At 34.6% G+C, this 12651-nt stretch carries 13 protein-coding genes; 5 read left to right on the top strand and 8 right to left on the bottom strand.

Features of this window, described 5'->3' with window-relative positions; genetic code table 11:
* Window positions 1-195: 195 nt before the first annotated feature.
* From D9842_RS01530 to D9842_RS01520, 3 genes are all read right to left on the bottom strand, one after another.
* Window positions 196-699, bottom strand: coding sequence for a DinB family protein (locus D9842_RS01530; RefSeq protein WP_121660976.1), 504 nt, complete (start codon window positions 697-699; stop codon window positions 196-198).
* Window positions 700-829: 130 nt separating this feature from the next.
* The gene (locus D9842_RS01525; RefSeq protein ID WP_121660975.1) at window positions 830-1249 is read right to left on the bottom strand and encodes a hypothetical protein; all 420 of its coding nucleotides are present in this window, start codon (window positions 1247-1249) and stop codon (window positions 830-832) included.
* Window positions 1250-1413: 164 nt separating this feature from the next.
* On the bottom strand, window positions 1414-1614 hold the full coding sequence (locus D9842_RS01520; RefSeq protein WP_046510818.1) for a cold-shock protein: 201 nt from the start codon (window positions 1612-1614) through the stop codon (window positions 1414-1416).
* Window positions 1615-1879: 265 nt separating this feature from the next.
* Between D9842_RS01520 and D9842_RS01515 the strand changes: the two genes are divergently transcribed.
* Both D9842_RS01515 and D9842_RS01510 read left to right on the top strand, forming a co-directional pair.
* Complete coding sequence (locus D9842_RS01515) at window positions 1880-2671, top strand: HAD family hydrolase (RefSeq protein ID WP_121660974.1); 792 nt, start codon at window positions 1880-1882, stop codon at window positions 2669-2671.
* A gap of 42 nt (window positions 2672-2713) precedes the next feature.
* Window positions 2714-3133 (top strand): DUF1801 domain-containing protein, encoded by a 420-nt coding sequence (locus D9842_RS01510; protein ID WP_121660973.1) that lies wholly within the window; start codon window positions 2714-2716, stop codon window positions 3131-3133.
* 54 nt (window positions 3134-3187) lie between these two features.
* On the opposite strand, the gene D9842_RS01505 is transcribed toward D9842_RS01510, so the two are convergent.
* From D9842_RS01505 to D9842_RS01495, 3 genes are all read right to left on the bottom strand, one after another.
* A complete protein-coding gene (locus tag D9842_RS01505; RefSeq protein WP_121660972.1) occupies window positions 3188-4420 on the bottom strand; it encodes a Zn-dependent hydrolase in 1233 nt (410 codons plus the stop codon).
* Window positions 4421-4656: 236 nt separating this feature from the next.
* The gene (locus D9842_RS01500; RefSeq protein WP_121660971.1) at window positions 4657-5895 is read right to left on the bottom strand and encodes a PucR family transcriptional regulator; all 1239 of its coding nucleotides are present in this window, start codon (window positions 5893-5895) and stop codon (window positions 4657-4659) included.
* A 136-nt stretch (window positions 5896-6031) separates the two neighbouring features.
* Window positions 6032-7513: a flotillin family protein gene (locus tag D9842_RS01495; RefSeq protein ID WP_121660970.1), complete on the bottom strand. Its 1482-nt coding sequence runs from the start codon at window positions 7511-7513 to the stop codon at window positions 6032-6034.
* A gap of 182 nt (window positions 7514-7695) precedes the next feature.
* Between D9842_RS01495 and D9842_RS01490 the strand changes: the two genes are divergently transcribed.
* Window positions 7696-8439: a GNAT family N-acetyltransferase gene (locus D9842_RS01490; RefSeq protein ID WP_121660969.1), complete on the top strand. Its 744-nt coding sequence runs from the start codon at window positions 7696-7698 to the stop codon at window positions 8437-8439.
* A 670-nt stretch (window positions 8440-9109) separates the two neighbouring features.
* Here D9842_RS01490 and pruA read toward each other — a convergent pair.
* Complete coding sequence (gene pruA, locus D9842_RS01485) at window positions 9110-10657, bottom strand: L-glutamate gamma-semialdehyde dehydrogenase (protein WP_121664905.1); 1548 nt, start codon at window positions 10655-10657, stop codon at window positions 9110-9112.
* 27 nt (window positions 10658-10684) lie between these two features.
* Window positions 10685-11602 (bottom strand): proline dehydrogenase family protein, encoded by a 918-nt coding sequence (locus D9842_RS01480; RefSeq protein ID WP_121660968.1) that lies wholly within the window; start codon window positions 11600-11602, stop codon window positions 10685-10687.
* Window positions 11603-11999: 397 nt separating this feature from the next.
* On the opposite strand from D9842_RS01480, the gene D9842_RS01475 reads away from it, so the two are divergent.
* Together D9842_RS01475 and D9842_RS01470 are read left to right on the top strand one after the other, a co-directional pair.
* Window positions 12000-12185 carry a hypothetical protein gene (locus D9842_RS01475; RefSeq protein WP_121660967.1) on the top strand — a complete coding sequence of 62 codons (186 nt, stop codon included), beginning with the start codon at window positions 12000-12002 and terminating at the stop codon, window positions 12183-12185.
* A 207-nt stretch (window positions 12186-12392) separates the two neighbouring features.
* Window positions 12393-12572 (top strand): hypothetical protein, encoded by a 180-nt coding sequence (locus D9842_RS01470; protein WP_121660966.1) that lies wholly within the window; start codon window positions 12393-12395, stop codon window positions 12570-12572.
* Window positions 12573-12651 lie beyond the last annotated feature (79 nt).

The following is a 12651-nucleotide window of genomic DNA, read 5'->3' as shown; positions in this document are numbered from 1 at the left end:
ATACTTACATATCTTAGAAGTTTAGTTATCAATTTTTCTATTATAAAACATCTTCTCCAGAAATGTAAGGGTTTTAAACTAGTATTATACAAGAAAAAACACCAGTAAATAATTACCAGTGTCTCCTCCATTAAATCTATTTCTATTTGTTAAACATGATGTTATTCATCGTTTTCACAATTATCTTTTTCTACATTACATCTTTGGTGCTTCCATTCCGAGTACTGCCCATTCATCTTTTGATGGTCCATAAACTCCTGAAACATCAATTCCTGCTTGCCGCATAAGTACTGTCAATTGTCCTCGATGATGTGTTTGGTGCTGAAGTAAAAATAACAATAATGTTCCAACAGGCATTTTCTGTCCGAAAAATTCAATCATATCCTGCAAGTTATGATCTGACCATTGAGTTTGGATTGCCTCTGTAAATGCCTGAGATGACTGCTTATAGCTTTCGGAAATATAAGTTGAGGACGTTGGTACAGGAAAATCTTCAGATGGTCCTTCAAATCTTAGGTTAGTTTGGGATGAAATAACACGAATGGCTGTCACTATATGCCATGCAACTCTTCCCAAGGTCCAGTGATTAGGTGTAATCTCCTGATTAAGCGAATCATCAGTTAGTTGATTCAGTAACTTTTGTGTAGAAGTTGCTTCAAATTGCCAAGACATTATAAAACGTTCTTTCGTTTGAAACATAATGATCCCTCCATTTATACAAACATCCTCAATCAATTCTCTATAAATGAAGAATCACCTTCTTATTTTTTGAAAAATAGGAATAAATTTACATACTCAACAAGAAATGTAACCCATAAAATTTATAAAACTATTCACCTTTTTCTGTAGCACGAATCGTTTCCTTTTCTTTTAAGTAGTTTAGGTAATTCGTTTTATCCTCTAATTCACGCTCTAAGTAACCCATGTACGCGAATAATAAACTAATATCCTTAGATAATTCATTGTCTTTTCCTCGGACATATTTTTCTCTTATCTTTTTAACCTCTTTTTTCACAATCCACCGCTCTTGATTAACTCCTTCTTCTATGACGTCAAACCCTTTCACATCAGCTGACGTAATCAGCTCAATTCCCATAAAGCGTTTCACAGGATTTTCTTCATGTTTATTAATGATATAAACAAACTTTTCTGATTCAAGTTCCGAAAGCGCATCAGGGTGAATTTTAATTGATTTTGGGATTACATCTTGATTTACAATAAATTCTTTTAACTGATCAACAATCTTCATTACTATAGCCCCCATTTCAATGAATGTTGATAAAATAAACGATTAGTACAACCTATTCAATGGCTATTTAAAAAAGTACCGAATCGCAAATAAGAGCTTACAACGAAAAAAATCTAAAATAAAAACAGACCCTAATAAGGGCCTGTTGGGTGGTTTAGTTGGTTTTATATTTTTTGAACGTTAGCAGCTTGAGGACCTCTGTTACCTTGCTCAATGTCAAAAGTAACTTCTTGTCCTTCATCTAAGCTTTTATAACCTTCTCCTTGAATTGAAGAGAAGTGAACAAATACGTCATCTCCACCTTCAACCTCAATAAATCCAAAACCTTTTTCTGAGTTAAACCATTTTACTCTTCCTTGTGCCATTACAAATTTCCTCCTAAATCAATCAAAACATGTTTGATAACAATTTCGGTTATTATTATTACCCGTTGAAAAAAAATTAAACATATATAAACTCTTTTTTTAAAAATATTTTTTAACCAGGTTAAAACTGTGTTAAATTATAGCTAAATTTTTATTAACCCGTTTTTTCTATGTTAAAATGATAACTTGAAGAAACTGGATTACAAATACACTTAACCTCCTTTTTAGGAAGAAAAATTTATGAATATGAGATGGAGATTGAAAAATGACTAATTATAAAATTTTGTTTCTAGACATTGATGGTACACTGTTAAGACCAGACGACACAATAGAAGATTCCTCAAAAAAAGCTATAGCTCAAGTGAAGAAAAAGGGAGTTGAAGTATTCCTTGCGACAGGTCGCCCGTTACATGAAATATCACATATTGCAGAAGAATTAAATATTGAATCATTTATTGGCTACAATGGAGCGTATGCCATTCATAAGGGTGAGGATATTTTTCGGGCTCCAATGTCGAGTTCAACGGTTGAAAAGTTTGTTGATATTGCCAAAAACAATGAGCATGAGCTTGTCTTGTACACTCATGAGGAGAATATTTTCTCTGACTTAGAAAGTCCAGTCGTAAAAGAATTTATTTCAGCTTTTCATCTACATAAAAATAATTCCTATTCACTTGATGTAATTGATAAAATTTTAGGAATCACTCTTATTAATTTAAGTGAGAATGAACCAGCACTTTATGAAAAAGAAGATCCTTCGATTCATTTATCACAGGTCAATGTTGATGGATTACGTCATTGCTATGATGTGATTCGAGACAACGTAAATAAAGGGATTGCTGTTCAACATATCCTAGAGCTACTCTCTATCCCAAGAGAAGCTGCCATTGCTTTCGGTGATGGAATGAATGATAAAGAAATGCTCGAGCTTGTTGGAGAAGGCTTTGCTATGGGAAATGGACATCCCGATCTTTTTCAATACGCGAAATATAAAACAACGAAAGTAACAAACTCAGGTGTATACAACGGTTTAAAATCACTTGGACTTGTTGACTAAGCTATTTTTCTAACTTGTCTAAGATAAGGAGGGAAAAGTGCTTTGTACGAACAAAAAACAAAAGAAAATGATAAAAGTGTCATTGAATATATTGAAAGCGTGGAAAGTCCCAAAAAACGTGAAGATGCCTACAAATTATTAGCTATTTTTACGGAAGTATCAGGCTATCAGGCAAAGATGTGGGGACCAAGCATTATTGGGTTTGGGAAGTATCACTATAAATACTCCACCGGTCATAAAGGTGATGCACCTCTTGTTGGCTTTTCTCCACGAAAAGCCAAAATTAGCTTGTATTTTGCAACAGGTGATTCCGAACGAGAGAAGTTACTAGAAAAATTCGGCAAGCACACTAGTGGAAAAGCATGTGTTTATATTAATAAACTGGCAGATATTGATACAAAAGTTTTAGAGGAGTTAATTTCTCAATCAATCAACTTTTTGAGAAGAACTTATCCAGAGTAACAAAACTAAACCGTTCATAAGGTGTTGAACGGTTTAGTTTTTAATTTTTTTCACTTACTCCTCAGACATCATCGTTAGTGTTGTCTCTAATAAGACATTTACTCCCTTTTCACAATCTTCCCAGCTTGACTCCTCCACCTCACAATGACTCTTTCCATTTACACTTGGAACAAACACCATTGCAGAAGGAACAAAGCTTGCTAAAAATTGTGCATCATGTCCAGCACCACTTACCATTCTTTTGTAGGAGTAACCTAATGTGTCTGTTGATTGCTCCAAGAGTTCGCATAGGTCTGGATTAAACCAAACCGTATTACGATCCCATAATTTTCTTATCTTTACTTCACAACCTTCTATAGATGAATTGGGGAGTGAACGGATAATTTCTTCAACTTTTTGGATGATCATGGAATCTTTATGTCTTGCTTCAAAAGAAAAAACCACTTTATTTGGAATGACTGTGTGTATATTCGGTAGCACACTCAACCTTCCTAATGTATAAACCAGTTCACCATCTAAGATTCCTACCTTTTTGCGTATTGTTGAGATAAGATGATTTGCTTCAAAAAGTGCATCCTTTCTCATACTCATCGGGGTTGTCCCAGCGTGATCAGATTCTCCAGTTACTTCTAATTCATAACATACCATCCCTAACACACAATCAACGATTCCTATGCTAAGATTTTCACTTTCTAATATCGGCCCCTGTTCAATATGTAACTCTAAAAAACAAGATGCTTCTGTTAATCGATTTTCTATCGCTCCATCATATCCACTTTTTTTCAGTGCCTCGGAAAAGGTCTCTCCATTTTGATCTGTACTTTTAATCATATCCGATTTACTAAACTTTCCTGATAGTACACCTGAAGCCATCATTGACGGTTCAAACCTTGCTCCTTCCTCATTGGTAAAATTAACAATGGTAATAGATGTTTCAGGCTTTATCTTATTTTCCACAAGTGTTCTCACAATCTCTAATCCCGCTACAACACCTAAAACACCATCAAATTTACCACCATTTTTAACTGTATCTAAATGTGATCCAATGACAATCGGAGGCCTCTTATTTTTTCCTTCTAGTGTTGCATAAATCGATCCCATATCGTCCACCTTTACCTTCATTCCAAGATCTTCACAACATTTACAAAAATAATCTCTAACCAAGATATCCTCCGATGATAATGATAATCTGGTTACCCCATTATTTTCTGTACGACCAAAATTAGCGAATGTTTCTAGTTCATTTTTAAGTCTTTCCCCGTTAATTAATAGCTTTTGTCTCTGCATTAGATCACTCCTTCTTCATATGTAGTATCTTCTTTGTTTTATTTTCACATTATTCTGATAGTAATGTCAGTTTATTTGGTATCTTTTCTGTCAGACTAAATTCCGACAAAAGGTGAATCATTTTTGACAAAACTCTGTTATCTTTTTATAACAAGAAGTTCGTTTCAACATATTAGTCAAAAGCAATATTATTATCGAATCAACAAAAAAACTGCCCCTACAATTTAGGAACAGTTTCATACTTGTTTCTTTTTATTTAACATCAAATCAAGATATAGCTGACACTTTTGATTGAAATCTGAAAAGTCAATTGTCGTTAACTCGGCAATTTGCTTCATTCGATAATTTAACGTATTTGGGTGAATAAACATCTGTTCAGCAGTTGGCTTCAATTTACAATTATTCACAAGATAATACTCAAGAGTTTTCACTAACTCTGTTTGGCTTTCCTTGTCTTTTTGTTGAAGAATCTCAAGGTTTTTATTTGTATAGCTGATACTCTTATTTTTTTCATTTATCACATCGAGATAGCGAAAAATACCAATTTTATCATGTTCATATGGAACATTTTCCTGTGTTCCAAGTTTTTCAGCAATTGAAACTACTTCCAGTGCTTCTTTGTAGCTCTTTTGAAGAAATGTAATAGGTTGAAATTCATTACCGATCCCAATAAAAATGTCTGAATATCGTTTCTCATCAAAGTTTGATAATAGATTTTCGATAATATTTAGGGCAGCTTCTACTGGTGAGTATTTAAGAGAATAACAACCGACGATAATCACAATATTTGTTCGATCAACTAAAACATGGCTTGTATTGTCTTTTAAGTTTAAATATGATCGAATGGTTTCTTTTAGTTCTTCTACAAGCTCCTCATCAGCATGAACGGCATTCACAACCATAACACTATAAATGGACGGCAAAACAATATCAAGCTGTGTCGCTTCCCATCTTAGTTCCTTCTCATTAACAAAGGCACCATTAATAACCTCTCGAAAAAAATGTTCGATTTTCTCAGCTTTTTGTTGTTTTAATTTATTTTTCTTATAAATCATCTTGCCGACATGAAAGGAAGCATCATAAAGGAAGGTTAACTGTTCATCAGTTAAAGGATCCTCAATTTCTTGTATCCATATGTACCCCATAATTGTTCCTTTGTATTTGGCACTTACAACAACACGCTGATTTAAACCTATTTCCCTCATTTCATGGATTCTAAAAGGGTGTTCATTTGTTTTTAATCTGTCAATAATTCCTGTTTCGACGAACTTTTCAAAAATATTTAATGGGCATTTTTTGGAAAAAATCGTTTGTTGATTTGCTGAATCAAAATGATCCACATAATAGGAATTATAAGCAAGTAAGAAAAAATGATCACTCTCAAGAATAACAGGCTTTTTTAAACCATTGCTGATTCCGTCCACAATTTCGTGTAAATCAGATAAAGATAACACACGCTCTAATAGCTCATCCATATGAAAACTCCTACTCATTGTTTCTTTACCAATATGATACTTTGTCAATAGAGACTTGTATAGATTCTTTGTAGGAAATGTAGCAAGGTTTTTTGTTATAAGTAAAAAGCGGACATCAAATTGTCCGCTTCATTCCTTATTTCTCATCTTCTATTACTGTGACTGAATCACTGCCATTGTCCCGTTTTGCTTCTTGAAAAGTAATATGATTATCCGTACGATTTGTTCGAGTTGCATATGATTTTAACAACTCTCCCATATCAATCCCTGTCATTTCTTTTAATGGTTCTTGAATATCTACCATTGTTTTTGTAATGCTTTTACCAAATGAAGAAACACCATGACCATTACCGGAATCAATAATCTTAACGGAATCGATATTCGTTAGAGGCTGTGCAATTTTTTCTGCAAATACTGGTAACATCTCAATTAATTTTTCAGTGATAATCACATCTCCGTGTTTTTCCATTGCCTCAGCTAACAGCTTACGAGCCTCTGCTTCTGCCTTACCACGCTCACGAATGACATCCGCTTCAGCAGATCCTTCTTCACGACGGATTCTGGCTTTTGCTTCTCCATCAATTTCAGATTTTCGTGCCTCGGCTTCTGCTTTACGTGTTGTTTCATAGTATTCGGCATCAGCTTTTGTTTTACGAACCTTACTTTCTTCTTCCTCAAGCTTAACTGCACGTTCGCGTTCTAAAAATTTTAGCGTTAATTCTTCTTCCTTCACCTCTTTAGCAAGCTTTGCTCTTTCCAATTCATAAGATTGCTCTGATTTAGCTCTTGCACGTTCAGTTTCCTCTTTGAAGGCAGCATCTTTAATATCTTTTTCCTTCTTCGATTCCGCAATTGCGATCTGGCGCTTATATTCTTCCTCTTTTGCCTCTTGATCTGTTTGCGCTCTATGAATTCGGGTTTCACGCTCACTATTCGCCTCGGCGATTTCTGCTAATTTACGAACCTCAGCAATACGAGGCCTTCCTAGGTTTTCCAAATATCCGTTTTCCTCATCAGCATCTCGCAAATCCGTTAACCCTAGTGAAGTAATTTTAAAGCCCATTAAATCTAATTGTTTTTGAGCTACCTCAGAAACATCATGATTAAATTTTTCACGATCACTGTTAATATCCTCAACCGTCATTTTCGAAAGAATTGCACGTAAATTACTTCCAAGTACCTCAATAATTTCTGCTTCAATTTCTTCCTGTTCTTTTCCTAGAAATTGTTCAGCATAATTGGCAATACCATTCAACGTATCTGCCACCTTTACCATGGCAACAGCATCTGCTACAATCGGTACGCCTCCATTTGTGTATACTCTTGGTGTTGATAGCTTTAACTGAAACGAAGTAAGATTTACAGGTGTAGCCGTTTGGAAACGTCTGAGTCTGTAACCGCCACCTCTGATAATTTTCATAGAACGTCCTTCTTGATCTGCAAATATATTCGTTTCTTTCTCAGGATCACCTAGTTTAGGACCAGTAATAATAAGTGCTTGGTTTGATCTGGCTGTTCGATAACGAATTTTCACCCAAAAGAAATAACCTACTCCAGCTATTGCTGCTACAATTAACAATGGAATTAAAATGACGATAACACCAAAGAAACCTGACATATGTTTTCCCTCCGTATGTTTTGATAATGTAAATTTTTATGATCCCACGTGGGAAATGACCATTTCTATTTACAATCTGTATAATGAAACGTAACTAGTTATGTTCATTATGTAATACGTACAAAGTAGACGAAAGTTTCACGAAATTAAAAGTTCTCTAACTTTATAACAGGAGGTGTATAATGTCATTTTCGCACGTTAATAATAGTGAAGTTCTCCCTGTTTTCGCTCATTCTGTTTTGGAAGAGTTAATCACTGGCGAGATCATTCAACAAAACAATTCATCATTAATTAATACGAGTTCAGGCATATTCGTTGTGTCTGGAAGACCGGATATTGATTTTATAGAACATACAATTCTTCCTATTTATGAAAATAAGAAACGAAAGAATGAACGATTTACCTTGTTTTCTACTTCCAAAGAATGGGATGAGTTATTACTAAATAAAGCAACCAATGAGTTTAAGCAATACAAGCGGTATTCTTACCTTTTTAACAAACATAGATATTCATTACTGATATTAAAAGATTTAACAGATGGGTTTGAGTTAAGAAGATTTAATGTAGACACGATTATCAAAAGTCATGAGTTTAATGAAGCCTATATAAAAGAATACTGGGGGTCAGTGGCGCGTTTTCTTCAGCATGGATTTGGATATTCCATTTCATATAAAGATAAAATTGTAAGCGAGTGTATTTCAATATTTGCTTTTGAGAACTACGCGGAAATTGATGTGGCTACTTCTTCAAACTTTAGTGGAATGGGTTTAGCCTCACATGTTTCAGCTGCTTTTATTAAGCATTGCCTAGAACACGATAAAGTACCACGTTGGGATTGTGATATACATAATGTAGGCTCGATAAACCTGGCTCAAAAATTAGGATTTGAGAATCCAAGAATGTATTCAATCTTTGTTAAAAGATGAGCCTTTAAGCCGGAAAAAGAGAAAGCAGAAACTTCTAAAGGTTTCCGTTTCCTATCACAAAACGTAATTTGCATAGGAAAACGCAAACCAAAATGTAATCCCTTTGCACTATAAAATGAAGGGCAATTTCTAAAACATTAAAAATAACAAGGGTTTCTATCTTGCTATCCATTCCGTTTTCATCTTTGAGAAGGTATGAGAATAGGCGGAGAATTTCCTGTTATTTTGTATTGGAAAGCTTAAAAAGCAAGAATAAGCGGAAATATTCCGTTTAACTGCTCTAGATAAGGCAAAAACAAGAGATTTGGATAGAATAAGCGTAATATTTCCCCTTATTTTTAATGAAATATGGGGAATTTGCCGATTTAGCCGGAATTTCTCCGTTTAATTTTTGCCATATCATTGAACTCCAACATTTAAGCCTAACCTATATCTTCTGTATATCAATTTGCAAGTAAAAATGAGTGTATTTTGTAGAGTTACACTGTCTATTGTACCCCCACATTTTAATATACAAATTGCACTACAAATTCTCCAAAAAGTTGTTATTGAAATCCTTTTAAATCAACAAAAAATGACCTCCAAATTACAATTCAATTTGAAGGTCATTTTTAATGTTTGCGAAAGTTAACGGAACCAGTTAAGAAGCTTCACTGCTTCTCCACCTTTATTATAACATCTCACTAATTGTTTTCGCCTGCATATGAAGAGCCAAGTAATCAGGTCCACCAGCTTTTGAGTCCGTTCCAGACATTTTGAAGCCTCCAAATGGGTGGTAACCAACAATTGCTCCTGTACAATTACGATTAAAGTAAAGATTTCCAACATGGAACTCTTGTTTCGCACGTTCAATATGTTTTCTGTTTCTTGTAATAACAGCACCTGTTAAACCGTACTCGGTATTATTAGCAATTTCAAGAGCTTCGTCGAAGCTCTTTGCTTTAGCAAATGCTACAACCGGTCCAAAGATCTCTTCTTGCATAATTCTTGCATTAGGATCAAGATCAGCAAAAATGGTTGGTTCAATAAAATACCCTTTTGAGTCATTTCCATTTCCACCACTTACTAAGCGGCCTTCTTCTTTTCCAATGGAAATATAGTCCATAATTTTATCAAATGACCCTTGATCAATAACTGGCCCCATATAAGTATCAGCACTTTCTGGGTTCCCAGTTACTTTGCTTTCCGTAATTTCGATAACACGTTGCAGGACTTGATCATATACATCCTCATGGACCACTGCACGAGAACCTGCTGAACATTTTTGTCCTGCAAAACCAAATGCCGAAGCGAAAATGGATTGAGCAGCTAATTCTATATCACAATCATTATCTACAACAACTGTGTCCTTACCGCCCATTTCGGCAATCACTCGTTTTAAGTGCATTTGACCTGGTTGTACTTTTGCGGCACGTTCGAAAATACGTGTACCCACTTCACGAGAGCCAGTAAATGTAATGATGCTTGTTTTTGGGTGATCAACTAAATAGTCACCTACTTCAGCTCCACTACCTGGAACAAAGTTCACAACCCCTTTTGGCAATCCTGCTTCTTCAAGGACTTCAACAAATTGGGCAGCAATCACAGGTGTTGCACTTGCAGGCTTTAATACTACTGTATTTCCAGTTACAATCGGTGCAACTGTTGTACCAGCCATAATCGCGAATAGGAAGTTCCAAGGTGGAATGACAACAGTTACGCCTGTTGGTGTATAAATATATTTGTTGCTTTCACCTTCACGGCTGTTAACTGGCTTTCCTTTTGCTAATTCAATCATTTGTCGACCATAATATTCTAAGAAGTCAATTGCTTCAGCTGTATCAGCATCAGCCTCATTCCAAGGTTTCCCAGCTTCTTTGACTAACAATGCTGAAAAGTCATGCTTTTTACGACGAATAATGGCAGCTGCACGGAATAAAATATTAGCTCTTTCTTCCGGGTTCCAGTATCTCCACTCTTTGAATGCTTCGTCTGCTGCCTGGATTGCCATTTCTGCATGTTCTTGAGAAGCCTTTGATACTTTACCAACAACTTCTTCTTTGTTAGCTGGGTTGTATGAAACAATTTTCGCTTCAGTTGTTATTCTTTCTCCATTAATAACAAGTGGGTACTCTTTCCCCATAATTTCCTGGACGTTTTCCAACGCCTTTTCAAAAGCTACTCGGTTTTCCTCAATTGAAAAATCAGTAAATGGCTCGTGTTTGTATGGTGTTGTCATCATTCATCGTCTCCTTTATTTGAAAGTTTATTTTTTGGTCATTCCTTTAAGTGCAAAGGCAATATTGGCTGGACGCTCAGCAAGTCGTCTCATAAAATATCCATACCAGTCGCGCCCATATGGTACATATACACGCATTTTATAGCCTTCTTTAACTAACTCTCTTTGTGTTGTTGAACGCATTCCATAAAGCATTTGAAACTCAAAAGAATGTTTAGGAATGTTATATTCTTCTGCTAATTTCTTCGTGTACTCAATAATTGCATCATCATGAGTGGCAATCCCAGCATAATGCCCATTTAATAGATGTTTTTTGATTAATTTTTTGTAATTGTTATCTACATCCTCTTTTTCAGGAAATGCTACTTTGGGAGATTCTTTATATGCACCCTTTACAAGACGTAAAAAGGGTTGATAACTGCTTAATTCATCTAAGTCTTTCTCTGTTCGATACAAGTATGCTTGTAGAACAGTACTTATATAGTGATAATCCGTTTTTAGATCTTTGAAGATTGATAGTGTATCTTGACAACGTTGCTCATCCTCCATATCAATTGTTACCATGACTTGATTCTTTTCAGCTGATTCCATGATTTTGGTCATATTCTCATAAACTAGATTTTTAGAAATATCTAAGCCTAATGAAGTAAGTTTTAATGAAACATGAGAATCTAGCTGCTGAGCAACAATCGTTTCGATTGTTTGAATACATTCTACTGTACGTTCTCTTGCTACCGCTTCACTTCTAACAAACTCACCTAAGTGATCAACTGTAACCGATAATCCTTCGTTATTTAATTCTTTAATAAATTTAATGGAGCTTGGAAAGTCCATTCCACCCACAATCTTTCCTGATGCAATATTTGCACCCCAATTTTGAGCGGCACGATTTAACGTTTTGTTGTTAGATAAATATAAAAATAGATCTCTTGTAATAACTGACACTTTAAAACACCTCCATTAAGAAGCAAGTAAGAGTTTGTTTCTTTACAAATATTTTACGATTTTACAGCGGATTTCCACAATGTAGCGCATATACAAAGATTTCATTACCTCGTTGTGTAAAACATACAACCCATAGGAAACCGTTCACAAAACTGTTCATCAACCATCCGCTATATTTATACACTTCCACAGTTTTAGTTAAGTTAAACAAGCTTAAAGAAATTCACTCATAATTTTATGTCAAAGAAAGGTCTGTATAAGTATGACTAGATCACCGTTTTTAAATCTATAAAAGTAGATCTTTCCTTAGATAAAAAGTAAGTTAAAAAGGACATGTCTCAAAAAGATTTATAGTATGATAGTTAAAAGATCTTATTTGAGGCGAGGAGGACAAAAAGTGAAATTAGCCATCTTTCTAGTGATTATTATTGGGGCAATCTCCTTAATAGGGACGATTTTAATAGGTGGCAAAGGTGATAAAGATTATGATGAGAAAACAAAATCTAATATTTCTCGTTTATCATGGATTTATATTCTTCTAGGTATCGCTATTATTATCGCCTTCGCCATATACTTAAAATAAGAGCATAATACTTTTTCATTCTTCTTAGTTTAAATGTGAACAAATTAAGAAGAATTTTTTTGCAGGTAAAAAGGAAGGGTTCATTAGGTTGACATTTCCTTCTAAACCAATTAAAATGAAAGCGTATACAATAAATCTAACATATAATTGAAACCGATTTCACATATTTGTAAAGAATGAGTATTAACATCAAAGGAGAGTACAGAAATGAAACAGTTTGTTTTTTTAATTGACCTAGGAGAAGATAAAAGAGAATATAAAATTGCTGCATCAGGTATGACGGAGGCAGTTGCTAAATTAAAAGATATTAAAAATCAGTTAAAACAAGAGAATTATGCAAAGTTTAAAATTCAATTTAAAGGTGTTATTTATGAAAACGCTTCCTGACATTTGGATCCATTTTGGAATCGGAGCCGAAATATCAGAAAAATAACTACGACAACCCAAAAAAGAGATCGTCCATGAC

The sequence above is a fragment of the Metabacillus litoralis genome, from assembly GCF_003667825.1.
Lineage (GTDB): Bacteria > Bacillota > Bacilli > Bacillales > Bacillaceae > Metabacillus > Metabacillus litoralis_B.
This window is presented reverse-complemented; position numbering and strand designations above follow the sequence as displayed.

What these genes read in the sequence shown, in the direction of transcription:
- D9842_RS01530 (WP_121660976.1), bottom strand. Translation starts at nt 699, where the DNA reads ATGTTTCAAACGAAAGAACGTTTTATAATGTCTTGGCAATTTGAAGCA.
- D9842_RS01525 (WP_121660975.1), bottom strand. Translation starts at nt 1,249, where the DNA reads ATGAAGATTGTTGATCAGTTAAAAGAATTTATTGTAAATCAAGATGTA.
- D9842_RS01520 (WP_046510818.1), bottom strand. Translation starts at nt 1,614, where the DNA reads ATGGCACAAGGAAGAGTAAAATGGTTTAACTCAGAAAAAGGTTTTGGA.
- D9842_RS01515 (WP_121660974.1), top strand. Translation starts at nt 1,880, where the DNA reads ATGACTAATTATAAAATTTTGTTTCTAGACATTGATGGTACACTGTTA.
- D9842_RS01505 (WP_121660972.1), bottom strand. Translation starts at nt 4,420, where the DNA reads ATGCAGAGACAAAAGCTATTAATTAACGGGGAAAGACTTAAAAATGAA.
- D9842_RS01500 (WP_121660971.1), bottom strand. Translation starts at nt 5,895, where the DNA reads ATGGATGAGCTATTAGAGCGTGTGTTATCTTTATCTGATTTACACGAA.
- D9842_RS01495 (WP_121660970.1), bottom strand. Translation starts at nt 7,513, where the DNA reads ATGTCAGGTTTCTTTGGTGTTATCGTCATTTTAATTCCATTGTTAATT.
- D9842_RS01490 (WP_121660969.1), top strand. Translation starts at nt 7,696, where the DNA reads ATGTCATTTTCGCACGTTAATAATAGTGAAGTTCTCCCTGTTTTCGCT.
- pruA (WP_121664905.1), bottom strand. Translation starts at nt 10,657, where the DNA reads ATGACAACACCATACAAACACGAGCCATTTACTGATTTTTCAATTGAG.
- D9842_RS01470 (WP_121660966.1), top strand. Translation starts at nt 12,393, where the DNA reads ATGAAACAGTTTGTTTTTTTAATTGACCTAGGAGAAGATAAAAGAGAA.